Annotated in this window: 16 protein-coding genes; all 16 read left to right on the forward strand. The window is 66.4% G+C overall.

Annotation, left to right across the window (positions count from 1 at the left end; genetic code table 11):
- The first annotated feature begins 482 nt into the window (after positions 1–482).
- The 16 genes from B2527_RS05835 (at position 483) to pncB (ending at position 25,470) form a co-directional block, all read left to right on the forward strand.
- A complete protein-coding gene (locus B2527_RS05835) occupies positions 483–9,770 on the forward strand; it encodes an ESPR-type extended signal peptide-containing protein (protein WP_293706591.1) in 9,288 nt (3,095 codons plus the stop codon).
- 155 nt (positions 9,771–9,925) lie between these two features.
- On the forward strand, positions 9,926–11,794 hold the full coding sequence (locus B2527_RS05840) for a S8 family peptidase (RefSeq protein ID WP_293706592.1): 1,869 nt from the start codon (positions 9,926–9,928) through the stop codon (positions 11,792–11,794).
- 124 nt (positions 11,795–11,918) lie between these two features.
- Positions 11,919–13,646, forward strand: coding sequence for a type II secretion system ATPase GspE (gene gspE, locus B2527_RS05845; RefSeq protein ID WP_293706593.1), 1,728 nt, complete (start codon positions 11,919–11,921; stop codon positions 13,644–13,646).
- 31 nt (positions 13,647–13,677) lie between these two features.
- On the forward strand, positions 13,678–14,895 hold the full coding sequence (xpsF, locus tag B2527_RS05850) for a type II secretion system protein XpsF (RefSeq protein WP_293706594.1): 1,218 nt from the start codon (positions 13,678–13,680) through the stop codon (positions 14,893–14,895).
- Between the two features lie 33 nt (positions 14,896–14,928).
- On the forward strand, positions 14,929–15,357 hold the full coding sequence (gspG, locus tag B2527_RS05855) for a type II secretion system major pseudopilin GspG (RefSeq protein ID WP_293706595.1): 429 nt from the start codon (positions 14,929–14,931) through the stop codon (positions 15,355–15,357).
- A 58-nt stretch (positions 15,358–15,415) separates the two neighbouring features.
- Positions 15,416–15,874 carry a type II secretion system protein XpsH gene (gene xpsH, locus B2527_RS05860; protein ID WP_312914071.1) on the forward strand — a complete coding sequence of 153 codons (459 nt, stop codon included), beginning with the start codon at positions 15,416–15,418 and terminating at the stop codon, positions 15,872–15,874.
- A complete protein-coding gene (gene xpsI / locus B2527_RS05865; protein ID WP_293706597.1) occupies positions 15,871–16,263 on the forward strand; it encodes a type II secretion system protein XpsI in 393 nt (130 codons plus the stop codon). Before xpsH ends, xpsI begins: the two co-directional genes overlap by 4 nt.
- Positions 16,260–16,898 (forward strand): prepilin-type N-terminal cleavage/methylation domain-containing protein, encoded by a 639-nt coding sequence (locus B2527_RS05870; RefSeq protein WP_293706598.1) that lies wholly within the window; start codon positions 16,260–16,262, stop codon positions 16,896–16,898. Before xpsI ends, B2527_RS05870 begins: the two co-directional genes overlap by 4 nt.
- Positions 16,895–17,758 (forward strand): general secretion pathway protein GspK, encoded by an 864-nt coding sequence (locus B2527_RS05875; RefSeq protein ID WP_293706599.1) that lies wholly within the window; start codon positions 16,895–16,897, stop codon positions 17,756–17,758. The genes B2527_RS05870 and B2527_RS05875 overlap by 4 nt, the downstream gene beginning before the upstream one ends.
- Positions 17,755–18,879, forward strand: coding sequence for a PilN domain-containing protein (locus B2527_RS05880; protein WP_293706600.1), 1,125 nt, complete (start codon positions 17,755–17,757; stop codon positions 18,877–18,879). The genes B2527_RS05875 and B2527_RS05880 overlap by 4 nt, the downstream gene beginning before the upstream one ends.
- Positions 18,854–19,474: a type II secretion system protein GspM gene (gene gspM, locus B2527_RS05885; RefSeq protein WP_293706601.1), complete on the forward strand. Its 621-nt coding sequence runs from the start codon at positions 18,854–18,856 to the stop codon at positions 19,472–19,474. Before B2527_RS05880 ends, gspM begins: the two co-directional genes overlap by 26 nt.
- Positions 19,464–20,210 carry a general secretion pathway protein GspN gene (locus tag B2527_RS05890; protein WP_293706602.1) on the forward strand — a complete coding sequence of 249 codons (747 nt, stop codon included), beginning with the start codon at positions 19,464–19,466 and terminating at the stop codon, positions 20,208–20,210. Before gspM ends, B2527_RS05890 begins: the two co-directional genes overlap by 11 nt.
- 9 nt (positions 20,211–20,219) lie before the next feature.
- The gene (gene gspD / locus B2527_RS05895; protein ID WP_293706603.1) at positions 20,220–22,460 is read left to right on the forward strand and encodes a type II secretion system secretin GspD; all 2,241 of its coding nucleotides are present in this window, start codon (positions 20,220–20,222) and stop codon (positions 22,458–22,460) included.
- 3 nt (positions 22,461–22,463) lie between these two features.
- Positions 22,464–23,327 carry a glycosyltransferase family 2 protein gene (locus tag B2527_RS05900; RefSeq protein WP_293706604.1) on the forward strand — a complete coding sequence of 288 codons (864 nt, stop codon included), beginning with the start codon at positions 22,464–22,466 and terminating at the stop codon, positions 23,325–23,327.
- Positions 23,324–24,160, forward strand: a complete 837-nt coding sequence (locus tag B2527_RS05905) for a glycosyltransferase family 2 protein (protein WP_293706605.1) — start codon at positions 23,324–23,326, stop codon at positions 24,158–24,160. The genes B2527_RS05900 and B2527_RS05905 overlap by 4 nt, the downstream gene beginning before the upstream one ends.
- Before the next feature lie 137 nt (positions 24,161–24,297).
- Positions 24,298–25,470, forward strand: a complete 1,173-nt coding sequence (pncB, locus tag B2527_RS05910) for a nicotinate phosphoribosyltransferase (RefSeq protein WP_293706606.1) — start codon at positions 24,298–24,300, stop codon at positions 25,468–25,470.
- Positions 25,471–25,667: the final 197 nt, after the last annotated feature.

The following is a 25,667-nucleotide window of genomic DNA, read 5'->3' on the forward strand; positions in this document are numbered from 1 at the left end:
TCTGAATTCGCGCATCTGGTTTGTTGCAATGCAGCTGGTCTAGCCATTCAGCCAACGCGAATTCGGTTACCTGGCTGGAAAAGTCGAAAAGCCCGCAGGCCTTGGCCCGCGGGCTTTTTGTCTTGTTGATCCTCCGGCCTCTGGTAAGCCAGCAGGACTGGCTGAACGACCGTAGGCGACTGTTTCAGAAGAAATTTGTTAGTGCTTCTCACTTTGTTCAGATATTTGCGATCTTTTTCACAAAATAGTGCTGAGTTGCCAAAAATTTGACGAACCATGAATCGTCGATTAAGACTCCATCCATCCCGTAGTCGCCCGACAGGTATGGAACCGATTGGGTAGACCACGACAGGCGTGAGCCTTACGTGCCCGGTTCGACCGGGAGCTGGACCACAACACCTCAGGGGGATCGTTGGGCACGACAGTCCAACGATGGCGCGTTTCTGCAAGCGAACAAACCGTCCACTTGAGGAGCAGCAGCGATGAACCGGATCTACCGCAAGGTGTGGAACAAGGCGTTGGGGCAGTTGGTGGTGGCGTCGGAGTTGGCATCGTCCAGCTCGGCCGGTGTGGTCATGGATGAGCGTCACAGCTCCGGTTTCCGCCTGCAGGCCTTGTCGGTTGCGGTTGCCCTGGGACTAGGGGCCAGCGCCTGGGCAACAGCGGTACAGGCACAGTCAGTGGAAGTGGGCGGCAATGCGCAGTGCATGGTGCTCGGCAGCGCGACCTTGGTGGAGTGCGCCATTGCCAACGACGCCGAGGCGTCCGGTGCCAATGCGGTCGCCATCGGTGCCGGGACCCTTGCTTCGGCGGACAACAGCGTGGCGCTGGGCGCCGGCTCGGTTGCCGATCGCGCCAACACCGTGTCGGTCGGGGCCGCCGGTAGCGAACGCCAGATCAGCAATGTTGCCGCGGGTACAGCGGGCACCGATGCCGTCAACGTGGATCAGCTCAACGCTGCCGCCGAAGGCGCGTTGCTGGCGGGCCGCTACTTCAAGGCCAACGGTGCGGCCGATGGCAGCGACGATGCGGTGGCCAGTGGTGCCGGGGCGATGGCTGCGGGTGTGGGCTCGCAGGCCACGGGGGTGGAAAGCACCGCGGTTGGCAACAACAACGTTGCTGCCGGCGACTACTCCAGCGCGGTGGGTTACGTGAACACCGCCAACGGCAGCAACAGTTCGGCGGTCGGAAATTTCAACCAGGTGGACGGCGACAACAGCAGCGCGTTTGGCTCGGGCAATCTGGTGGATGGTGCCAATGCGATCGCACTTGGCAGCAACAGCATCGCCAGTGGTGACGGTAGCGTGGTGATTGGCGATGGCGCCTATGCCGCTGCCGACGACAGCACGGCGGTAGGCTCAGGCAGCATCGCCAGTGAAGTGGGCAGCACGGCCGCCGGCAGTGGTGCCGAGGCGTCCGGCGCCTATGCAAGCGCACAAGGCAGCCAGTCGCTCGCCTCGGGCCAGCAGGCCACCGCCAGCGGCTTCCGTGCCGAGGCCAGTGGCCGGGGTACCACCGCATTGGGCAGCTACAGTGCCGCCTCGGGTGACCTGGCGTCGGCAGTGGGCTATGGCGCGCAGGCCAGTGGCGACTATGGCGTGGCGATGGGGCTGGGCGCCGAAGCATCAGGCACCAGCACCACGGCGGTCGGTGATTCGGCGGTGGCCTCGGGTGAGGAGTCCACGGCGGTTGGCGGCACCACGTTCGGTGGTTTCATCACCACGCGTGCATCCGGTACCGGTGCGTCGGCATTCGGCAATGGCGCCTGGGCGGTTGCCGATTACGCCACTGCCATCGGTTTCAACAGCTGGGCCGATGCCGACGACGCCACGGCACTGGGGCAGAGCGCTACCGCGGCGGCTGCCAACAGCGTCGCCCTTGGCGCGAACTCCCTGGCTGATCGCGAGAACACGGTGTCGGTGGGTGATGCAGGTGCCGAGCGCCAGATCACAAATGTCGCCGCAGGCAGCGAAGACACCGATGCGGTGAACAAGGCGCAGCTGGACGCGGTGGCAAGCGTGGCTGAAAACACCAGCAAATATTTCCAGGCTACCGGCAGTGCCGACAGCGATGCCGGTGCACTGGCCGAAGGTGATGGCGCCGTTGCGGCCGGTGAAGCAAGCAATGCCACCGGTGACGGTGCGTCAGCTTATGGCAACGGTGCCAATGCCGTTGCCAACGGCGCTACCGCGGTTGGGCAGAACGCCTTGGCCACTGGCCAGAACAGCGCCGCGGTGGGCCAGAATGCCGAAGCTACCGGCCCGGCCGCAGTGGCTGTCGGTGGTAATGCGGTGGATGCTGATGGCAATGCGCTGATCACCTTTGGTGGCGAGCCGGTCACTACCGGCGCGACCAGTGCGGCTGTCGGCGGCACCGCAGTAGGCGCCAGTGCCAGTGCCGAAGGCTTTGCCGCCACGGCTGCCGGCGTAGGCGCCTTTGCGCAGGGGACGCAGTCGTCGGCGTTTGGTGCGGTGTCCAATGCCACCGGCGACTACAGCACATCGGTGGGTACGCAGAGCGCGGCATCCGGCACCAGCAGCGTCGCCATTGGTGGGCCGGCCGATCTGATCCCGGGTTTCGGTTTCTTCGTCGACACCCAGGCCAGCGGTGAAGTGTCCACGGCGGTGGGTGCAGGCGCGATCGCATCGGGCGACTATGCGCTGGCATCCGGCGCCCTGAGCGAAGCCTCGGGTACCGAGGCAACGGCGGTGGGCTACTTCGCCTATGCGCCAGGTGACAACGCCAGCGCGCTGGGCGCCGAAAGCTGGGCCAGTGGCGCCAACAGCACGGCGGTGGGCTTCTACAGCACCAGCCGTGGTGCCAACAGCACTGCCTTGGGAGCCGGTGCGACAGCGGTGGCCGCAAACAGCGTGGCGCTGGGGGCCGAATCGGTGGCCGACCGTGAGAACACAGTGTCCGTGGGTGACGTTGGCGCAGAGCGTCAGATCACCAACGTTGCAGACGGCACCGAGGGTACCGACGCGGTCAACAAGAACCAGTTGGATGCAGTAGCCGCCGTGGCCGAGAACACCAGCAAGTACTTCACTGCCACCGGCAGTGACGACAGCGATGCCGGTGCCTATGCCGAAGGCGACAATGCCACCGCTGCCGGCGAAGCCAGCAATGCCATCGGCAATGGCGCGTCGGCGTTTGGCAGCGGCGCCAACGCGATTGCCGACGGGGCAACCGCCGTGGGCATGAATGCACTGGCCAGTGGCCAGAATGCAGCGGCCTTCGGCCAGAACGCCCAGGCGATGGGCCCGGGCGCGGTGGCCGTGGGTGGCAATGCGGTGGATGACAATGGTGATCCGTTGATCACGGTTGCGGGCGAGCCGGTGCAGTCCGGTGCCACCAGTGCCGGTGTGGGCGGTACCGCCCTGGGTGCCAGCGCCAATGCCGAGGGCTTTGCCGCCACCGCCACCGGTGTGGGTGCACTGGCACGCGGTGACCAGTCCACCGCCAGCGGTGCGGTGGCCAATGCGCTGGGCGACTACAGCACCGCGACGGGCTCGCAGAGCTACGCCGAAGGTGCCGGGGCAACGGCGGTGGGCTTCAATGCGGCGGCCTATGAAGACGGCAATGTCGCGGTCGGCCGCAACGCCTCGGCATTGGGTGCGGGCAGCCTGGCCATCGGCGATGGTGCTGAAACCGGCTTTGGCTTGTTCGGCATCGGTGCGACCAATGCAGTCGCCATCGGCAGTGGCAGCTGGGCCTTCGGTGACGATGCCACGGCAGTCGGTGCAAACGCCTGGGCATTTGATCAGCGCAGCACCGCGATCGGCACCGGCAGCCAGGCCGGCGCCGAAAATTCGGTGGCGCTGGGCGCGGATTCGGTTGCCAACCGTGACAACACGGTCTCGGTAGGTGATGAAGGGGCCGAGCGTCAGATCACCAATGTCGCAGCAGGCACCGAAGCCACCGATGCGGTGAACAAGGGCCAGTTGGATGCGGTGACCGGCTCGACCAAGTACTTCGCAGCCACCGGCAGCGCCGACAGCGATGCCGGTGCCTATGCCGAAGGCGACAACGCTACCGCATCCGGTGAAGCCACCAATGCCATCGGCAACGGTGCCTCGGCCTACGGCAGTGGTGCCAACGCGCTGGCGGACAACGCCACGGCACTGGGCACCAATGCCCTGGCCACCGGTGCCGGCAGCATCGCGCTGGGCATGAACGCCAGTGCGTCCGCACAGGACGATATCGCCATCGGCACCAATGCAAGTACGTCGGAGGGTGCCTTCCTCGCGATTGGCGCCGGTGCCAATGCGCAGGGGCTGTTTGCCGCGGCCATTGGTGCCGAGGCGCAGGCCGCCGGGCTGGCAGCCACCGCGATCGGCAACGCGGCCTGGGCGACCGGTCGCGAATCCACTGCAGTCGGCTTCGGCGCCACCGCCGATGCATGGCAGGCCGTGGCGGTAGGTAGCGGAGCCTATGCGACGTTCTTCGGCACCGCCGTGGGTACCTCGGCGCAGGCTGCGGAAGTGGCTACGGCGATGGGCCAGAACGCCATCGCCGGTATTGCTGGCTCGGCGTTTGGCGTACAGACCCGTGCCGGTGAGGGCGGTGTGGCGGTGGGCAACAACGCCGCCACCGGCCAGATGGGCGTGGCCGTGGGTGTGAACGCGCTGGCCGGGCAGGACTTCTACAGCGTCACCGAGGGCAAGAACACCACCGCGGTAGGTGCCGAAGCCTGGGCCACCGAAGATGGTGCAACGGTAGTGGGCTACAACAGCTACGCGCAGGCGCTGAACTCGACAGTGCTGGGCTCCAACGCCTGGACCACGAAGGAGGCGGAAAACAGTGTGTCGCTGGGTGCCGGCTCGCTGGCAGACCGCGCCAACACGGTGTCGGTTGGCGCGGCGCAGGAGTGGACCGATGCGGCGGGCGAAACGCACGCGGCGATCGATCGGCAGATCACCAATGTCGCAGCCGGTACCGAGGGCACCGACGCGGTGAACGTGGATCAGCTCAACGCAGCTGCCGAGGGTGCCTTGCTGGCCGGCCGTTACTTCAAGGCCAACGGTGCAGCCGATGGCAGCGACGATGCGGTTGCCAGTGGCGAAGGTGCCACGGCGGCGGGTGTGGGGTCGGAGGCCAGCGGCGTGCAGAGCACCGCCGTCGGCAGCTACAACGTTGCCGCCGGTGACTACGCCAGTGCGGTTGGCTACGTGAACACCGCCAATGGCACCAACAGCTCGGCGTTCGGCAACTTCAACCAGGTGGACGGCGAGAACAGCAGTGCCTTCGGCATGGGCAATCTGGTTGACGGTGCCAATGCGATTGCACTGGGCAGCAACAGCGTGGCCAGCGGTGATGGCAGCGTGGTGATTGGTGATGCGGCGCTGGCGGATGCGGACAATGCGGTTGCGGTGGGCTCGGCCAGTGCCGCCACCGGTGACAGCAGCACCGCCCTGGGCGCCGGTGCCGAGGCATCGGGTGCATTTGCCACCGCGCAGGGTGCCGAAGCCGTGGCATCCGGGCAGCAGGCCTTGGCCAACGGCTTCCGCGCCGATGCCAGCGGCCGCGGTACTACTGCCGTGGGCAGCTACAGCGTCGCCTCTGGCGATCTGGCGTCGGCGGTGGGCTATGGCGCGCAGGCCACGGGCGATTACGGTGTGGCGATGGGTCTGGCCGCATCGGCGTCCGGGGCCAGCACCACGGCCGTGGGTGAATCGGCCATTGCATCGGGTGACGAAGCAACCGCAGTCGGCGGCACCACCTACGGTGGCCTGATCAGCACCGAAGCGTCGGGCACCGGTGCCTCGGCATTCGGCAACGGCGCTTGGGCGCTGGGCGAATACGCCACGGCGATCGGCTTCAACAGCTGGGCCGATGCGGACAACGCCACCGCGCTGGGCCAGAGCGCGGTTGCCGAGGCTGCCAACAGTGTTGCCCTGGGTGCGAATTCCTGGGCCGACCGTGAGAACACGGTGTCCGTGGGTGATGTTGGCGCAGAGCGCCAGATCACCAATGTTGCAGATGGCACCGAGGGTACCGACGCAGTCAACAAGAACCAGTTGGATGCAGTAGCCGCCGTGGCCGAGAACACCAGCAAGTACTTCACTGCCACCGGCAGTGACGACAGCGATGCCGGTGCCTATGCCGAAGGCGACAACGCCACCGCCGCCGGCGAGGCCACCAATGCCATCGGCAATGGTGCATCGGCGTTTGGCAGCGGCGCCAACGCGATTGCCGACGGGGCAACCGCCGTGGGCATGAATGCACTGGCCAGTGGCCAGAATGCGGCGGCCTTCGGCCAGAACGCCCAGGCGATGGGCCCGGGCGCGGTGGCCGTGGGTGGCAATGCGGTGGATGACAATGGTGATCCGTTGATCACGGTCGCGGGCGAGCCGGTGCAGTCCGGTGCCACCAGCGCCGGTGTGGGCGGTACCGCCCTGGGTGCCAGCGCCAATGCCGAGGGCTTTGCCGCCACCGCCACCGGTGTGGGTGCACTGGCACGCGGTGACCAGTCCACCGCCAGCGGTGCGGTGGCCAATGCGCTGGGCGACTACAGCACCGCGACGGGCTCGCAGAGCTATGCCGAAGGTGCCGGGGCGACGGCGGTGGGCTTCAATGCGGCAGCCTATGAAGACGGCAATGTCGCGGTTGGCCGCAATGCCTCGGCATTGGGCGAGGGCAGCCTGGCCATCGGCGACGGTGCTGAAACGGGCTTCGGCTTGTTCGGCATCGGTGCGACCAATGCGGTCGCCATCGGCAGTGGCAGCTGGGCTTTCGGTGACGATGCCACGGCAGTTGGTGCCGGTGCCTGGGCAGTTGGCCAACGCACCACTGCCATCGGCATGGGCAGCGAAGCCAGTGGCGAGAATGCGGTGGCACTGGGTGCAGGCTCCATCGCCAGCCGCGACAACACGGTTTCGGTGGGTGATGAAGGGGCCGAGCGCCAGATCACCAATGTCGCGGCAGGCACCGAAGGCACCGACGCGGTAAACAAGGACCAGTTGGATGCGGTTGCCGCCGTGGCCGAGAACACCAGCAAGTACTTCACCGCTACCGGCAGTACCGACAGCGATGCCGGTGCCTATGCCGAAGGCGACAACGCCACCGCCGCCGGCGAGGCCGCCAATGCCACGGGCAATGGTGCGTCGGCCTTCGGCAGCGGCAGCTCGGCGGTAGCCGACAACACGGTGGCTGTGGGCCAGAACAGCACCGCCAGTGCCAATGGCGCAGTGGCGGTGGGTGGCATGGGCCAGGCCTACGATGAGTACAACTTCGCCCTGCAGAACCCGGACGGCTCGCCACTGCTGGTGGGTACCCAGGCTGGCGAAAACGGCACTGCCGTGGGTGCGGGCGCGCAGGCCACCGGTATCAGCAGCTCGGCCTTCGGCAGTGGTGCACAGGCCTATGGCAACGACACCTTTGCCGCCGGCATGAAGTCGCGTGCCGCAGGTGACTGGTCCACCGCGGTGGGCAGCAATGCCTGGGCCAAGGTGGACAATGCCACTGCAATTGGCGGCTACTCCTGGGCCTTGGAGGACGGTGCCACTGCCCTGGGCGCATCGGCGTGGGCCACCGGCGCCAATGCGACTGCATTGGGTGTGGGCTCATGGGCCGATGCGGTCAACGCCATTGCCATCGGCCCGAACACCTGGGCCAATGGCACCAGCTCGATCGCGATGGGCGTTGGTGCACTGAGCACCGGCAACAACGGCATCGCCATGGGCAACAGCAGCCTGGCCGACGCGACCAACTCGATGGCATTGGGACGCGCCTCGATGTCGCTGGCCAACAACGGTGTCGCCCTGGGCTTCCGTGCATCGGTGTACGAGCAGGGCAGCGATGCGGTGGCCATCGGTGCCAACGCCAAGGCAGACGCTGCCGGCGCCGTGGCGCTGGGTTCGGGCGCGCTGGCTGATCGTGCCAATACCGTGTCGGTCGGCGCCGCGCAGGCCTGGACCGACGAGTACGGCGTGACCCACGCGGCCAATACCCGGCAGATCACCAACGTGGCTGCGGGTACCGAGGCCACCGACGCGGTCAACAAAGCGCAGCTGGACGCGGTGGCCGATGTCGCCGGTGAAACCAGCAAGTACTTCCAGGCCAGCGGTGACGGCGTGGCGACTGCCAGTGGGACCAATGCGGTGGCATCCGGTGCCGGCGCCGTTGCCAGTGCCGAGCGCAGCACCGCGCTGGGTGCGGCCAGCACCGCCAATGCAAACGGTGCCACCGCGGTGGGTGCCGATGCCTCGGCGCGTGCCAGCAACAGCACGGCGCTGGGCCGGCAGACCTCCATCACGGCCAGCAATGGTGTGGCCATCGGCTACGGCGCATTTGCCAGCAACGGTGCCAACAGCGTGGCCATTGGTGCCGGTGCGGGTGTATCCGGGGCCAACTCGGTGGCGCTGGGTGCGGGCTCGCGGGCGGTCGAGGCCAACGTGGTGTCGGTGGGTGGCGGTAACGGCAGCAACGGGCCGGCCACACGCCGTATCGTCAATGTGGGTGCAGGCCGTATTGCCGAAGGCAGCACCGACGCGGTGACCGGTGGCCAGCTGCATGTCACCAACCAGCGCGTGGGTGCGGTGGAAACCCGCGTGACCGACATGGATGGCCGCCTGGGCAGCATCGAGGGCGTCACTGCCAATGCGGTGACCTATGACGATGCCAACCGCGACACGCTGACCCTGGCCGGTGCCCAGGGCACCCGCCTGGACAACGTGGCCGCAGGCAGTATTGCTGCCGGCAGCATGCAGGCCATCAACGGCGGCCAGCTGTTCCAGTCGCTGGGCAACATGGCCAGCTTCCTGGGCGGCGGTGCCGGTGTCGGCATGCAGGGCATGTTCGTCGCGCCCACCTATGTCATCCAGGGCACGAGCTTCAACAACGTCGGTGCCGCACTGACCGCATTGGACAAGCAGGTCACGTCGATCAACAACCAGTTGGCCAGCAAGGGTAATGGCAATGGCCAAGGGAATGGCAACGGGAACGGCAATGGCAATGGCAATGGCAATGGCAATGGTCCACGCAACGGCACGACCGATGCGGGTACCACGCCGGTAACGCCGGCCGCCACCGGTGGCCTTGCCATGGGTGACCAGGCTGCTGCCAACCATGCAACCGGTACTGCAGCGGGCAATGGCAGCTATGCCCATGGCCCGAAGGACACGGCGCTGGGCAGCAACGCACGTGTCGATGCCGATGGCAGCACAGCCGTGGGTGCCAATACCCACATCACCGCAGCGGCCACCAATGCCGTGGCGGTCGGCGAGGGCGCCAGCGTGTCCGCGGCTTCGGGTACTGCCATCGGCCAAGGCTCCAGCGTAACCGCACAAGGTGCGGTGGCCCTGGGCCAGGGCTCGGTTGCGGACCGTGCCAACACGGTGTCGGTGGGCAGCGTCGGAAGCGAACGTCAGATCACCAACGTGGCGGCAGGTACGCAGGCGACCGATGCGGTCAACAAGGGCCAGCTGGACAGTGGCATCGCCTCGGCCAACAGCTACACCGACAGCAAGTTCGGCAGCCTCAACGACAGCTTCAGCGGCCTGCGCAATGACATGGACAACCGTCTGCGCAACGTCGACCGTCGCATCGATCGCCAGGGCGCGATGAACGCCGCCATGATGAACATGGCCACCAGTGCAGCGGGCATCCATACCCAGAACCGCGTCGGTGTGGGTGTGGGCTACCAGAGTGGTGAGTCGGCGCTGTCGGTGGGTTACCAGCGTGCATTGAGCGAACGCGCCACCCTCACCATCGGCGGTGCTTTCAGCAGTGACGACAGCTCGGTAGGCGTGGGCGCCGGCTTCGGCTGGTAACCACGCGCAGGTCCGGGCCGGTGCCGGCTGCGGCACCGGCTTCCGGTTGCACGGCTGCTGTGGCGTTGCCCCCGCGGCACCACAGCGGTCAACCGGAGGGTTAGTAGATGCAGCAATGGAGTTCCATCCCTGTTTCACCAGACGAGAGATCGAACATGAAGAAGACCAAGCTTGGAATGGCAGTTGCCGCTGTTGTGCTGATGGCTACCGTTGGTGTCACCGCTGCATCGGCGGCAACGCCGGGTAAGCTGCAGACACGCCCGCTGGATACGGGCATTGGCGGCGGCGAAGGTGGCTATCGCTTCATCGTCAAATACCGTGCTGGCTCCAGCGAGCTGCGCGACGCTGCTGCGGTCAACCGCGGGCTTGGCAGCGCTGCCTCCCGGGCGGGTCTGAATCGCGCCGTGGCGGCCTCCGCGCGCTCCGCTGCCCGTCCGGCGGCCAGTGCGACGATGCTGCGGCGCATGGCCGCGCCTGGCTGGGCAGTGGTGAAAACCTCGCGTGCGCTCGACAAGGCCGAGACCGCCCAGTTCATCCAGGAGATGAAGGCCAACCCTGCAGTGGAACGGGTCGAGATTGACCGCATGTACCGCAGCATGGCGACCGATGCTCCCAAGTTCACGCCCAACGATCCGCAGACCTTTGCCCAGTGGAACTTCTACAACGCCAAGGCTGGTGTCAACGCGACTGCTGCATGGGATATCTCCCAGGGTGAAGGCGTGGTGGTGGCGGTGGTCGATACGGGCATCACCCAGGGCAACCCGGATCTGCAGAACAACGTCATCCCCGGCTACGACATGATCACCGACAAGCGTGTGTCACGACGCGACAGTGATGACCGGGTGGCGGGTGGCTGGGATACCGGTGACTGGATCGAGCAGAACTACTGCACCGGGTGGGCCACCAATGATCCGCATGCGGCCAAGGACAGTTCCTGGCATGGCAGCCATGTCGCCGGCACGGTGGCACAGGAAACCAACAATGGCTTGAACATGGCCGGCCTCGCATTCAAGGCCAAGGTGCAGCCGGTGCGTGTGCTGGGCTCCTGCGGCGGCTTCGGCAGCGATATTGCCGACGGCATCGTCTGGGCAGCCGGCGGCAGCGTGCCCGGCCTGCCGGCCAATCCGACCCCGGCCGAGGTCATCAATATGAGCCTGGGCAGCGTCAGCCCTTCTTCATGCCCCGCCATGTACCAGGACGCCATCGATGAAGCCATCGGCCTGGGCAGCATCATCGTGGTGGCTGCAGGCAACGACAATGCGAATGCCGGCAGCTACACGATGTCGTCCTGCAACAACGTGATTTCGGTGGGCGCTACGGGCATCAATGGCGGCCGTACCTATTACTCCAACTACGGTGCGCGCGTGGATCTGTCGGCACCGGGCGGCAACGCCGAAAACAGCAACGATGGCTGGATCTTCCAGGTGATCAACGAGGGCACCACCACGCCGACGGCCAGTTGGGCACCGCTTGGCCTGGTCGGTACGTCGATGGCATCACCGCATGTGGCTGCGGCAGTGGCCATGGTGCAGAGCGTGGTGGATACGCCGTTGACCTGGACCCAGATGCGCGATCTGCTGACTTCCACTGTCAAGCCGTTCGGCACCACCATTCCCGCCAGCACGCCGATTGGCGCGGGCATCCTGGATATCAATGCCGCGTTGGTCAAGGCCACCACGCCGCCGTGTGATCCGGCCGTCGATGATTGCGGGCCGGTGGCCACGCCGTTGACCAACAAGGTGGCCGTCACCGGCCTGACCGGCGGTGCTGGCAGCGAGACGGTCTACAGCTTCCAGGCCGAGGCCGGCAAGGTGCTGACGTTCATGACCTACGGTGGTACCGGTGACGTATCGCTGTACGTCAGCTATGACGCCGAGCCCACCAGCAGCGCGTTCGATGCCAAGTCCACCCGTGCCGGCAACAGCGAGACGGTGCGCATCAACAAGCCGCAGGCCGGTACCTACTACGTCAAGGTGGTGGGCGCGGCCTCGTTCGCAGGTGTCAGCCTGGTTGCGCGTCAATAACCACGCCGTTCGCCGTTGAAGGAACCCCGGCCATGCCGGGGTTCTTTTTTTGGACGTAATGCGTGTTCATGTGCACGGCTTGGCAGGTTGAACTGGTAAAGTCCGGGCAACACAGGAGGAATGCGTGAACGCGGTAGCCCACGACGCCCAACTTGCGCCTACGCCTGCCGAGCGCATCGTCGATGCGCTGCTGGCGCAGGGCCGTCTGAAGGATGCGGACCTGCTGCGCGCACGCCAGTTGCAGCGTGAGTCCGGTGGTGACCTGCTGGTGCTGCTGGCGCGTCTTGGGCTGGTGTCCGAACGCGACCATGCGGAGGCCTGCGCCAAGGTGTTGGGCCTGCGCCTGCTGGGCGCACGCGAGGTGCCTGAGCATCCGCCGGAACTGGTGGATGGCGTGGAGCCCATCCCGCTGCGTTTCCTCAAGCAGTACCTGGTGCTGCCACTGGGCGAACAACGCGGTCGCATCCTGCTGTGGATGGCCGATCCGCACGACAGCTATGCCATCGACGCGATCGCGCTGGTCACCGGTTGCGGCGTGGCACCCGTGGTCGGCGTGCGCAGCGAGGTGGACGAGGCGATCGAGCGTTGGCATGGTCAGGGCCGCAGCGCGATGGGTACCATCCTGGAGGCCGCCGACGGCGAGGCCGTGCCCCTGGACGACATCGAGCACCTGCGTGACCTGGCCTCCGAAGCACCGGTCATCCGGCTGGTCAACCTGGTGATCCAGCGGGCGGTGGAGCTGCGCGCCTCGGACATCCACGTGGAGCCGTTCGAGAACCGCCTGAAGGTGCGTTACCGCGTTGACGGCGTGCTGGTGGACGGTGAAAGCCCACCGGTCAACCTTACCGCCGCGGTGATCAGCCGCATCAAGATCATGGCCAAGCTCAACATCGCAGAGCGACGCCTGCCGCAGGACGGTCGCATCATGCTGCGCGTGCAGGGCAAGGAGCTGGACCTGCGCGTGAGCACCATGCCCACCGCGCATGGCGAATGCGTGGTGATGCGCCTGCTGGACCGCGAGGCGGTGGTATTCGATTTCCAGCGCCTGGGTTTCAGCGAGGATTTCCTGCCGCAGTTCCGCAAGGTGCTGGAGCAGCCGCACGGCATCCTGCTGGTGACCGGCCCCACCGGCTCGGGCAAGACCACCACGCTGTATACCGCGTTGAGCCAGCTCAACACCGACAAGGTCAAGATCATCACGGTCGAGGACCCGGTGGAGTATCAGCTGGAAGGCATCAACCAGATCCAGGCCAAGCCGCAGATAGGCCTGGATTTCGCCAATGCGCTGCGTGGCATCGTCCGCCAGGACCCGGACATCATCATGATCGGCGAAATGCGTGACCTGGAAACCGCGCGTATCGCGATCCAGTCCGCGCTCACCGGCCACCTGGTGCTGTCCACCCTGCATACCAACAACGCCGCCGGTGGCATCACCCGCCTGCTGGACATGGGGGTGGAGGACTATCTGCTCACCTCCACCATCAATGGCATCCTTGCCCAGCGCCTGGTACGCAGGCTGGAACCGCAGCATGCCCAGCGCTACCCGGCCTCGGCCGAGGAGATCGCGCGCTTCAACCTGCGCCGTTACCAGCCGCAGGGCGAGATTTTCCTGTATCGCGCGCAGCCCTCGGCACTTGCGCCCACCGGCTACAAGGGCCGCACCACCATCGTCGAGTTCCTGGTGATGGACGATGCGCTGCGCAATGCGGTGATGCGCAAGGCCGGCATGGGCGAGATCGAGCAGTTGGCGCGCGCCAACGGCATGCGCACCATGTACGAGGATGGCATCGCCAAGGCGTTGCGTGGCGAGACCACGCTGGAGGAAGTGCTGCGGGTGACGGAGGACGCATGAGCCTGCACCCGTTCCAGGAGTACCTGCGCTGATGCCGCTGTACCGCTACAAGGCGCTGGACGCACGCGGTGAGCTGCTGGACGGGCAGATGGAAGCGGCCAGCGATGCCGATGTCATCGCCCGTCTGCAAGAGCAGGGCCACCTGCCGGTCGAGGCCCGGCTGGCCACCGGCTCGGCCTTCGAAGGTGCCAATTGGAAGCAATGGCGGCAGCGCCCGTTTGCCGGCGCCACGCTGGTGCAGTTCACCCAGCAACTGGCGACCCTGCTCAGCGCGGGACAGCCCCTGGACCGTGCGTTGTCCATCCTGCTGGAGACGCCCGAGGATGAGCGCTCGCGGCGGGTGATCGCCGATATCCGCGACAGCGTGCGCGGGGGTGCGCCGTTGTCGCAGGCACTGGAACGCCAGCATGGGTTGTTCTCGCGCCTGTACGTGAACATGGTGCGCGCCGGTGAAGCCGGCGGCAGCCTGCACGAGACCCTGCAGCGCCTGGCTGACTATCTGGAGCGCAGCCAGGAGCTCAAGGGCCGGGTGATCAACGCAATGATCTATCCGGCCATCCTGCTGCTGGTGGTGGGCGGTGCATTGTTGTTCCTGCTGGGCTACGTGGTACCGCAGTTCGCGCAGATGTACGAAAGCCTGGATGTGAGCCTGCCCTGGTTCACCAGTGCTGTGCTCAGCATGGGGCTGCTGGTGCGGCAATGGTGGATCGTGCTGATCGCCGTCCCGGCGGTGCTGTTGCTGTGGATGGAGCGCAAGCGCCGCGATCCGGCGTTCCGCTTGGCCTTTGATGGCTGGTTGCTGCGGCGGCCCATGGTGGGTGGGCTGGTGGCCAAGCTGGAGACCGCACGGCTGGCACGCACCCTGGGCACCTTGCTGCGCAACGGCGTGCCCTTGCTGGCCGGGCTGGGTATCGCCCGCAATGTACTGGGCAACCGTGCCCTGGTGGGCGACGTGGCCGAAGCCTCCGAGGCAGTGAAGAACGGTGCAGGGCTGGCCACCTCACTGAGCCGCAACGGTCGGTTTCCACGCCTGGCGCTGCAGATGATCCAGGTGGGCGAGGAGTCGGGCACGCTGGAAAACATGCTGCTGAAGACCGCCGACACGTTTGAACAGGAAAGCGCGCGCGCCATCGACCGCATGTTGGCCGCGCTGGTGCCGGTAATCACCTTGTTGTTGGCGTCGGTGGTAGGCGTGGTCATCATCGCGGTGCTGGTGCCGCTGTATGACCTGACCAATGCCATCGGCTGAACCTGCCGTAGTCGTGACCTAGGAAGCATTTTGATGAAACGCAGCTTTGAACAACCGTCGTTCCGACACCATCAGACGGGCATGAGCCTGCTGGAGATCATCATCGTCATCGTCCTGATCGGTGCGGTCCTTACCCTTGTCGGCAGCCGTGTGCTGGGTGGTGCCGACCGTGGCAAGGCCAACCTGGGCAAGACCCAGATCCAGACACTGGCGGGCAAGGTGGAGAACTACAAGCTGGACACCGGCCGGTTGCCCGGCAAGCTTGATGACCTGGCCACGCAGCCTGCCGGTGTGGGTGGCTGGTTGGGGCCCTATGCCAAGCCCGCCGAGTTCAACGACCCCTGGGGCAACCCGGTGCAGTACCGGATGCCGGGCGAAGGCCGCCCGTTCGACCTGATCAGCCTGGGGGCCGATGGCCAGCCCGGCGGTGACAGTTACAACGCCGATATCCGCTACGAGTAAGCACGTGCTGCGTGCTGCTCCTGTTGCCCAGCAGCCGCGCCTGCGCCGGCCGGTGGCCATGCCTGCGGGCGTGGCCGGCATGTCGCTGCTGGAGATGCTGCTGGTGCTCGCGCTGGTGGCGGCCATCGCCTTGATGGCCGCGATGGCCATGAACGGCGGCCTGGAGGGGCTCAAGCTGCGCTCGGCCGGCAAGTCGCTGGCAGCGGAGCTGCGTTATGCACGCACCCGTGCGATAGCCACCGGGGTGCCGCAGCAGTTCGAGTTGAACCTGCGCCAGCACCGTTGGCAGGGCCCGGATGGCCGCCATGGTGACCTGCCTGCCGTCTTGAAGCTGTCCTATACCGGCGCCGGTCAGCTGCAGGCCCGCGCCGATACCGGCGTGGTGCGCTTTTTCGAGGACGGCGCGTCCAGCGGGGGCCGCATCGACCTGTCGGCGGGCTCGGCGGTGTGGCGCGTCGACGTGGCCTGGATCACCGGCGAGGTGCGGTCCGGGCCGTTGCGCGGGCCGGGCCAATGAAGCGCCAAGCTGGCTATTCACTGATCGAGGTGATTGTTGCCTTTGCCCTGCTGGCGTTGGCAATGACCCTGCTGCTGGGCAGTCTGTCCGGTGCAGCGCGGCAGGTGGGCATGGCTGACGGCTACGGGCGCGCGGCCCTGCATGCACAGTCCCTGTTGGCGGTGGCCGGGGTCGAGGCGCCGTTGGTGGCAGGCCGGCAGCAAGGCCAGTGGGAGCAGGGCCGCTACCGCTGGAGCTTGCAGGTCAGTCCTTACAACGAGCCGCGCCAGCCGCAATCGCGGCTGTGGTTGCTGGATCTGCAGGTCAGTTGGGGCGAGGAGGCCCAGCAACAACTGCGCTGGCGTAGCCTGCGGCTGCGCAACAACGCGGTCGGCGAGGCGCTGCCATGAGCGTGCGCTCGGCGGCAGGTTTCACCCTGATCGAGGTGCTGTTGGCAACGGTGTTGCTGGCAGCGGGCATGGCGCTGGCATTTGCCGCGGTACGTTCGACCATGGCCATCAGTGCCCGCGGCGAGGTGATCGCGGCCGACAACGAGCGCATGCGGGCGGTCGAGGGCTTCCTGCGCCGGCGCCTGTCCACGGCGATGGCGCTGCCGATGCAGCGCGATGCACTCAACGGCGCTGCCAGCGCATTTGAAGGCGGTCCGGCCGAACTGAAATTTGTCGCCGAAGTACCTGACTACCTGGGCCGTGGCGGCCCCTACATCCATCATCTGCAGGTCAGTGGCAGCGGCGACCGGCAGCAGCTGCGCTTGGGCCTTGTGCTGCTGCAGGCTGGTCAGGCGGTGGAGGAAACCCCGCCCCGGGGCAGTGAGCTGCTGGCCGGCGAGCTGAAGCAGGTGCGCCTGCGCTATCGCGGCATCGACCCGACCAGCAACGCCTTGGGCGCCTGGCAGGACCGCTGGGATGTGCCAGGACGCATGCCTCTGCTGGTGAGCATCGAGGTGACCCCCAGCCGGGGCAGCCCATGGCCGCCCTTGCTGGTGGCCTTGCCGCAGCAGAACCTGCAGGGGGTCTGGCAATGAACAGTCGAGGGGCTGCGCTGGTGCTGGTGCTGTGGCTGGTGGCCCTGCTGACCACCACCATTGCCGCATTCGCGCTCACCGCCCGCGTCGAACACCTGCAGGGGCGCACGATGGGCGACATGGCCGCAGGGCAGGAGCTGGCACATGCAGGTGTGGACTATGCGTTGTCGCGCATGCGTGGCACGCCTGGCCAGCCTGCCTGGCATGCCGATGGTCGTCCCTATCGTTGGCAATTTGCCGACCACCGGATCACGCTGCGGATCATCGATGAGACTGGCAAGGTCGATCTGAACCAGGCCAGCCCGGTGCTGTTGCAAGGCCTGCTGCGCGCCGTCGGGGCCGAGCAGGCACGGGCCCAACAGTTGGCGGGGGCGATCATGGACTGGCGCGACAACGACGACCTGAAGCAACCCGGTGGCGGTGCGGAAAGCGACGACTATGCGGCCGCCGGGTATCCCTATGGCGCCAAGAATGCACGCTTTGACAGCATTGGCGAACTGCAGCGGGTACTGGGCATGGACGCTGCCCTGTATGCGCAGCTGGCGTCCCATATCACTGTGTTTGGTGCCGCCCAGCCGAACCCACGGTTTGCACAGGGGCCGGTATTGACCGCCATGGGGCTGGATGCGGCAGTGCTGCTGGCGCAGCGCGAGCGTGAAGACGCCGCAGCGGCAATCGGCGACACTGCCGGGGGGGCGATGACAGCATCTGGCAGCGGTACCTACAGCGTCGACAGCCGGGTGATGCTGGTGGGCGAACGGCAGGCGGTAACCCGCGCCGTTGTGCGTCTGAATCCGGAGGGAAGCGCCGGAGCGCCCTATACAGTGTTGCGGTGGGAACAAGGAGCAGCAGCAAAATGACGGTGTTGCAGGACAAGCTGGGGCAGTGGAGCGCGCGCATCGCGCCAGGGGCAGGGGGCTTCTGGGCGTGGTGGCGGCGCTCACTGCTGTCCTGCCTACCGGCGTCCTGGCGGGCATTGCTGGGCTATTCCGATGCGCGGCTGCTGGTGATGCCGGGTGCTGACCAGGTGCGATTGGGGGTGGTGCAGTCGGGTCAGCTGCAGCCGCTGCAGTCCCTGCCGACACCCTTGACGCCGGCGGCGCTGGAGCAGGCCTTGCCGGCGCGTTGCTCGCGCCTGCCGCGTTTTGCGCTGCTGGCACCGGCCTCGGTGCTGTGCAAGCCGATGCGTCTGCCTGCCGCCGCCGAAGCCCGCATGCGTGATGTGCTGGGTTTCGAGATCGACCGGCAGACGCCTTTCACCGCCGCGCAGGTCTATCACGATGTCCGGCTGCTGCAGCGGCGGGACGATGGCCAGCTTGACGTCGAGCTGGTGGTGGCGCCGCGCGCCCTGGTGGAGGGCGTGCTGCCACGTGATGCCTGGCAGGCACAGCTGGATGGCGTGGACGCCACCAATGCCGCCGGTGAACCCCTGGGCGTGAACCTTTTGCCGCCCGCCTTGCGCCGCCAGCGCACTGATCCCATGCGGCGCCTGGATCGCATGTTGATGCTGGGCAGCGTGGTGATGCTGGTACTGGCCGGGTGGCAGGTGCTGGACAACCGGCGCGAGGCAGCCGCCGAGCTGACAGCGCAGGTCGAGTCGGCGGCGCAACGTGCACGTGCGGTGGCGGCACAGCGCCAGCAACTGCAGGACCTGGTGGACGGGCAGCGCTTCTTTGCCGAGCAGCGTGCCGTGCAGCCGCGCGCTACCGTAGTAATCAACGAACTGAGCAAGCGCCTGGGCGATGACACCTCATTGGAGAAACTGTCCATCGAGGCAGGGCGCATGCAGTTGATCGGCCTGAGCAGTAGTGCCTCGTCGCTGGTCTCAACGCTTGAGGGCTCGCCGCTGTGGAAAACCCCTTCCCTGACCGGGGTGTTGCAGACCGGCAGCGGCGGTGGCCAGGAGCGCTTCACCCTGACCGCGGAACTGCGCGGTACCCACCCGGAGGCCGCCAATGGCGCAGCTGCCGGATCGCCGTGATCGCCTGTTGGCCGCAGGGCTGCTGCTGGCGGTGCTGGTGGTGGGCTACCTGCTGCTGGTGCATCCCCTGTGGACCCAGCCCATGCGTGAGGTGGAAGCGCAGATCAGCGCGCTGCAGGAACGCCAGCAACGCGTGCAACAGCAGTTGCGACAGGCACCGCAGGTGAGCCAGCGCCTGCAGCAGGCGCAGCAGGTATTGGCCGACCAGCCCGGCTTCATGCCCGAAGGCTCGATGGAACTGGCTACCTCGCGGCTGGTGCAGCGGCTGGAGGAAGCCGCGCGCCAGGCCAGCCCGGACGGGCGCAGTTGCGCCATCAGCGACCGTTCGCCGCTGCCGCCCGACACCACGGGCCGCTTCGTGCGGGTGGCGGTGCAGGCGCGCCTGCGCTGTGGCATGGGCGAGTGGATGCAGGTGCTGCAGAGCCTGGAAACCGGCGCGCCGCAGTTGCAGGTGGATCGCCTGGACATCCTGTCGGCGGCGGGCATGGGTGAAATGACTGGCGGTCTGGATGTGAGCTTTGAATTGAGCGGCTATCTGGCACCCAGCGTGGCGGCCCCGGCCAATGCACAGGCGGAGGTTGGCAATGCGCCGTGATGCCGCCGGCCTGCGTACCTGGTTGCTGGCCGGCATGGGAGGCTGGGCATTGCTGCTGTGGGCGGCCAGCCTGTTTGGCCTGGGCAGCCGCTTGGGTAGTGGTGATGTGGGCGCCAGCGCGCCGCCGCTGCCGCAGGTGCCCCAGGCACCGGCACCGGTGGTGCTGGACAATGCCGAAGCAATGGCACGGCCGTTGTTCGCCGGTGATCGGCGACCGCATCCGTTCTCCATCGGGCAGCCTACTGAAACCGACAGCACCGGCAGCGTACGCCTGACCGGCGTGCTGATGACGCCCAGCCTGGAGATGGCGACGTTGACCACCGAGCAGGGCCAGTCGCTGCGCCTGCGGTTGGGCGCGGAACCTGAAAATGGCTGGCAGCTGTTGTCGTTGCAGCCGCGCGCTGCTGTGGTCAGTGGTCCTGCCGGGACGCTCAACCTGGAGTTGCAGGTCTACAGCGGCAGCGGTGTCGCCCCGCAGTCGGGTATCCCCGGCGATGCGGCGGCACCCCTCGGTGGCGGCACAGCCGGGGCGGCGCCACCGCCACCGCCTCCAGCAGATACCCCCAGCACCCGCGCCGCGGCGGCGGCCCGGGCCGCCAATGCCGCTGCCGAGGCGGCCAGTGACGCGGCCGGCCCATCGGCCGCGCAGATCCAGGCCATCCGCGAACGCATCCAGGCCCGCCGCCGGCAGGCGCAACAGAACCAGAACGGCAGCTCCGGCAGCCCGAAACCGTAGAGTGAGCGCATGACGTCACGCATAGTCCCCATCACCTTGCTGATCGCCACCCTCAGTGGTTGCGTCACCACCCCGGTGCCCGAGATACGCCGCAAGGCCGCCGACGATGTCACCACACCGGTGGCGGGCCAACCGGCGCGCACCGCTGCGCTTGGCGAGGTGGATGCACCGGTCGCCGACGATGCTGGCAGCCGCGCGGTGATCCGCCGTGGCAACGGCACCGTCATCAATCGCGCTGCGGCGGCTGCACCCGCGCCGTCGCTATCGGCCGCAGGCAATGGCACTGCCGTGTTCAACTTCGAGGGTGAATCGGTGCAGGCCGTCACCAAGGCCATCCTCGGTGACATGCTGGGCCAGAACTATGTGATCGCTCCTACGGTACAGGGCACGGTTACCCTGGCCACGCCCAAGCCGGTGTCGCCGGCGCAGGCCTTGAACCTGCTGGAGATGGTGCTGGGCTGGAACAACGCCCGCCTGGTCTACAGCGGCGGTCGCTACAACGTGGTGCCTGCCGACCAGCCGTTGGCTGGCACGGTGGCACCCAGCACGGCACCGGCATCGGCCGCGCGTGGTTATGAAGTGCGTGTCGTGCCGCTGCAGTACATCTCCGCCAGCGAGATGGAGAAAGTACTCAAGCCGTATGCACGGCCCAATGCCATTGTCGCCATCGATGGCGCCCGCAACGTCATCACCCTGGGCGGTACCCGCACCGAACTGGAGAACTACCTGCGCACGGTCGAGATCTTCGACGTGGATTGGCTTTCCGGCATGTCGGTGGGTGTCTTCCCGATCCAGTCCGGGCGTGCCTCGCAGGTGGCCAGCGACCTGGAGAAGGTGTTTGGCGAAACCAGCAAGACGCCCAGTGCAGGCATGTTCCGCTTCATGCCACTGGACAATGCCAATGCGGTACTGGTGATTACCCCGCAGGCGCGCTACCTGGACCAGATCCAGCAGTGGCTGGATCGCATCGACAGCGCGGGTGGCAGTGCGCGTCTGTTCTCCCATGAACTGAAATACATCAAGGCCAAGGACCTGGCTGATCGGCTGGCCGAAGTATTCGGTGCCGGCAGTGGCTCGCGCGGGGGACAGGACAGCGCGGCCTCGCTGGCACCGGGTGCCAGCGCCATCAGTCTGCAGGGCGGTGGTACGGTGGATCCTTCAGCCAGTGCCGATGATCAGTTGGGGGATGGCGGCGGCGCCTTCGGCAAGAGTGGTGGAACCGGTGGTGGTTCCGGTAGCGGCGGCATTGGGGAAGGCATGGCCTTGCCGCAGCGCAGCTCGGGCAACGGCAGTGTGACGCTGGAAGTGGAAGGCGATCGCGTGGGTGTGTCAGCGGTCGAGGAAACCAACACCCTGCTGGTACGCAGCACGCCGCAGGCGTGGCGTTCCATCCGCGAGGTGGTGGAAAAGCTCGACGTGATGCCGATGCAGGTACATATCGAGGCACAGGTGGCGGAGGTCGCCTTGAGCGGCGATTTGAGCTACGGCGTCAACTGGTACTTCGAGCAGGCGGTGAATGCCGCCGTCGACAAGGGCGGCGCTGGCCTGCCTTCGGCCTTGGGTCGCGGCATCTGGGGCGATATCGCCGGCTCGTTGATCCCCGGCGACGGCAAGGGCGGTGGTGGCCTGAGCTGGACCTTCCTGGGCAAGAATGCCGCTGCGGTGATCACGGCACTGGACCAGGTCACGGATGTACGCCTGCTGCAGACCCCATCGCTGTTCGTACGCAACAACGCGGTGGCCACCTTGAACGTGGGCAGCAAGATCCCCGTGTATTCGGTTTCGGTCTCCGGCATCAGCGACAACCAGTATTCGCAGGTGCAGTACCTGGAAACCGGCACCATCCTCAAGGTGCGTCCGCGCGTCACCCGTGACGGCATGGTGTTCCTGGACATCGTCCAGGAGGTCAGTTCGCCGGAAGGCGAGCCCGATGACAACGGCAATGTGCGCATCAACACACGGCGGATGAAGACCGAGGCTGCCGTCAACGCGGGGGACACCGTGATGCTGGCGGGTTTGATCGAGGACAGTGCGAGCAAGGGCTCGTCGGGTTTGCCGGGGCTGAGCCGGCTGCCGGTGATTGGTGGCCTGTTCGGGCGCAAGACCCAGACCACCCGCCGCAGCGAGGTGATCGTGCTGCTGACCCCGACCATCGTGCGCAACCCGCAGGAAGCGCGCAATCTCACCGACGAGTACGGCAGCAAGTTCCGTGCGCTGGATCCGCTCAACAAGCCCAAGGCAGGCCACTGAGCCATGCCCCTGCCGGTCATTCTGTTGCCAGTAGGGGTGGATGATGCCGCGCTGGACGCCTGTCTGGCAGCGTTGGAGGCCAACACGCCCGCCGGCACGCCGGTGTGGCTGGCCGACGATGGCCAGGCCGGCCCCCGCGGCCTGGCGGTGATCGAACACTGGTTGGCGCGTACCGCATTGCAGGCCGAGTACACGCGCAGGCCGCGGCCGATCGGCGAGCCCGCACACCTGCAGGAAATGCTGCGGGCATGTGGCGACGCCGATGTGGCGGTGCTGGCCCCGGATGCATTGCCGGGCGTGGGCTGGCTGCAGCAGCTCAGCGACTGCCTGGCGCGTGATGCCTCCATCGCCACCGCCACACCGTGGAGCAACGCTGGCGAAACCGTGGCCTGGCCGCGTGCGGCCGAGCTCAATGCGTTGCCGGACGACGGCGCGCGTCTGGCCCTGGCGCTGGCCGCGATGCCGCTGCTGCAGCCCGAGTTGCCGTCGGCCATCACCCATGCGGTGCTGATACGCGGCAGTGCGCGTAAGCGCGCCGGTGGCCTGGATACCGACAGTTATGGCTCCTGGTACGCGGCGCTGGTGGATCTGAGCCTGCGCATGAGCGGGCTGGGCTGGCGCAATGTGCTGTGTGACAACGCCTTTGTCGGCCGCAAGCATGAGGGCCAGCCGGCCGATGGCGACATGGAAGTATTGGCCAACCGCTGGCCGGCGTGGACTGCACGCTTGGCCGCGTTCCTGATGAACGACCCGTTGTACCTGCACCGCCAGCAGCTGCAGCAGTTGTATGCGCAGGCGATAATGCCCGCCGCACAGCCCGATCTTTTCGATGCCTGTGACACCCCGCAAGGCACGGAGCTGCAGTGAACGAAACGATTGCCGTGGTGGTGGTCAGCTACCAGAGCGCCACCACGTTGGACCAATGCCTGCAGCACCTGCGTGCAGCAGATGATGTGGCTGAAATACGCGTGGTGGACAATGCCTCGCGCGATGGGTCGGTGGAAATCGCGCAGCGCCATGCCCTGGCCGACGCGCGGGTGCGTTTCATCGCCAACCCCGACAATCCCGGCATGGCGACGGCGTGCAACCAGGGCGCCCGGGATTGCCATGCGCCATGGCTGGCTTTCATCAACCCCGACCTGATGGTGCAGCCGCAGACCCTGTCGCGCCTGCGTGCGTTGGGCCAGCCCCTGGGGGATTGCCTGCTGGGGGTGGAACAGGTGGATGAGCAGGGCGTGGCCGACCCAGCGGTGCGCCGGCGCGACCCGGATTTTGCGGCGATGCTGCGCAACCCGGGGGCAGGTTCGCGGCTGGCGGTGGAGGTGGACCGTTCCATGCCTTTGCAACGGGTGCAGGCCTTGTCCGGCGCCCTGCTGTTGATGCCGCGTGGCCTGTTTGACCGCCTGCACGGCTGGGATGGTGGCTACCGCCTGCATGCCGAGGATCTGGACCTGTGCCGCCGGGCACGTGAGGCGGGGGCCGTGGTCGCCATCGCCAATGCGCTGCAGGTCGTGCATGTGCGGGGTGTCTCCAGCCGCTCGCGGCCTTACTTTGTCGAGTGGCACAAGCACCGCGGCCTGTGGCGTTACTTCCGCAAGTTCGAGGCTTCCACGCGTAGCCTGCCTGTGAAGATCGGCGTGTGGTGCGCGATCTGGGCGCATGCGGTGCTGCAGGTGCCGCGTCTTTTCCTGAGGCGATAGGCCGCGGCGGTTGACCAATGTGGCGTGGGGTCATGCATGGCCGGGCGCAGGCAGGTCGTGCATGTCGGCCTGCGGCGCTCCCGGCCGTTCAGGGGCGGTAGGTGGGAGCGTGGGGAGGCCCAGCGCATAATGCGGCCATGATCATCCAATCCCTGCTGGACACCGACCTCTACAAATTCACGATGATGCAGGCGGTACTGCACCAGTACCCTGGCGCCATCGTCCAGTACCGGTTCAAGTGCCGCACCCCGGGCATCGATCTGGCGCGGTACATCGACCAGATCAACGTTGAGATCGATCACCTGTGCAGCCTGCGCTTCAGCAGCGAAGAGCTGGAATACATGCGCCGCCTGCGCTTCGTGAAGGCGGACTTCATCGATTTCCTTGGCCTGTTCCACCTGGATCGCAAGTACATCGACCTGCGTCCCTCGCAGACGGTGCCTGGCGAGATCGAGTTGGATATCACCGGCCCCTGGCTGCACACCATCATGTTCGAGGTGCCGCTGCTGGCGATCATCAACGAGGTCTGGTTCCGCAATACCACCACGCCGGATTTCGCCGAAGGTGAGCGCCGCCTGCAGGCCAAGACCGCGCTGCTGCGTGACACCCCGGGGTTCGAGAACTGCCGCATTGCCGATTACGGCTCGCGCCGGCGTTACTCGCGGGAGTGGCATGGCACCATGCTGCCGATGCTGCGCGATGCGCTGGGGTCGCAGTTCGTCGGCACCAGCAATGTGCATTTCGCGCGCCTGTATGGCATGACCCCGCATGGCACCATGGCCCACGAGTACCTGCAGGCGTTCCAGGCATTGGGGCCGCGCCTGCGTGATTCGCAGGTGGCGGCGCTGGAGTCGTGGGCGCGCGAGTACCGCGGTGACCTGGGCATTGCGTTGTCGGACGTGGTCGGGCTGGATGCGTTCCTGCGCGACTTCGATACCTATTTCTGCAAGTTGTTCGATGGTGTGCGCCACGACTCGGGCGACCCGTTTTCGTGGGGTGACCGCATGCTGGCGCACTTCAAGGCCAACCGTACCGATCCCGTGAGCAAGATCCTGGTGTTCAGCGACGGCTTGAACATCGAAAAGGTGATGCAGCTGTACGACTATTTCCGCGGCCGCTGCCAAGTGGCGTTCGGGGTGGGGACACATCTGACCAATGATCTGGGCCCCACGCCGCTGAACATCGTAATAAAGATGGTCCGCTGTAACGGTCAGCCGGTGGCCAAATTGAGCGATTCGCCGGGCAAGAGCATGTGCGACGACCCGGGCTACCTGTCCTATCTTCGCCAGGTGTTCCAGGTAAATCAGTAAGTTAAGGGGTAAAGCTGCGGTGAAGGCGCGCACGGCATTGTTCACCACGGCTGCACACAAGCGAGTCTTACGTTTGTGACGTAGTTCGCATTTTTTACATTTCCCGGGTACAGCCGTGTAAAATCTGTGCCAGCGTACACAGGGGTACGCATTGTCTCTGGCGAGGGGACCATGGGAATTCCGTTGTCGGGCATCCG

It is taken from the genome of Stenotrophomonas sp. UBA7606, assembly GCF_002477705.1.
Lineage (GTDB): Bacteria > Pseudomonadota > Gammaproteobacteria > Xanthomonadales > Xanthomonadaceae > Stenotrophomonas.

Coding starts and splice junctions, on each gene's coding strand:
- B2527_RS05890 (WP_293706602.1), top strand. CDS start 19,464: ATGCGCCGTGATGCCGCCGGCCTGCGTACCTGGTTGCTGGCCGGCATG.
- B2527_RS05875 (WP_293706599.1), top strand. CDS start 16,895: ATGAACAGTCGAGGGGCTGCGCTGGTGCTGGTGCTGTGGCTGGTGGCC.
- pncB (WP_293706606.1), top strand. CDS start 24,298: ATGATCATCCAATCCCTGCTGGACACCGACCTCTACAAATTCACGATG.
- xpsH (WP_312914071.1), top strand. CDS start 15,416: ATGCCTGCGGGCGTGGCCGGCATGTCGCTGCTGGAGATGCTGCTGGTG.
- gspG (WP_293706595.1), top strand. CDS start 14,929: ATGAAACGCAGCTTTGAACAACCGTCGTTCCGACACCATCAGACGGGC.
- xpsF (WP_293706594.1), top strand. CDS start 13,678: ATGCCGCTGTACCGCTACAAGGCGCTGGACGCACGCGGTGAGCTGCTG.
- B2527_RS05840 (WP_293706592.1), top strand. CDS start 9,926: ATGAAGAAGACCAAGCTTGGAATGGCAGTTGCCGCTGTTGTGCTGATG.
- B2527_RS05880 (WP_293706600.1), top strand. CDS start 17,755: ATGACGGTGTTGCAGGACAAGCTGGGGCAGTGGAGCGCGCGCATCGCG.
- B2527_RS05870 (WP_293706598.1), top strand. CDS start 16,260: ATGAGCGTGCGCTCGGCGGCAGGTTTCACCCTGATCGAGGTGCTGTTG.
- gspM (WP_293706601.1), top strand. CDS start 18,854: ATGGCGCAGCTGCCGGATCGCCGTGATCGCCTGTTGGCCGCAGGGCTG.
- gspD (WP_293706603.1), top strand. CDS start 20,220: ATGACGTCACGCATAGTCCCCATCACCTTGCTGATCGCCACCCTCAGT.
- xpsI (WP_293706597.1), top strand. CDS start 15,871: ATGAAGCGCCAAGCTGGCTATTCACTGATCGAGGTGATTGTTGCCTTT.
- B2527_RS05835 (WP_293706591.1), top strand. CDS start 483: ATGAACCGGATCTACCGCAAGGTGTGGAACAAGGCGTTGGGGCAGTTG.
- B2527_RS05900 (WP_293706604.1), top strand. CDS start 22,464: ATGCCCCTGCCGGTCATTCTGTTGCCAGTAGGGGTGGATGATGCCGCG.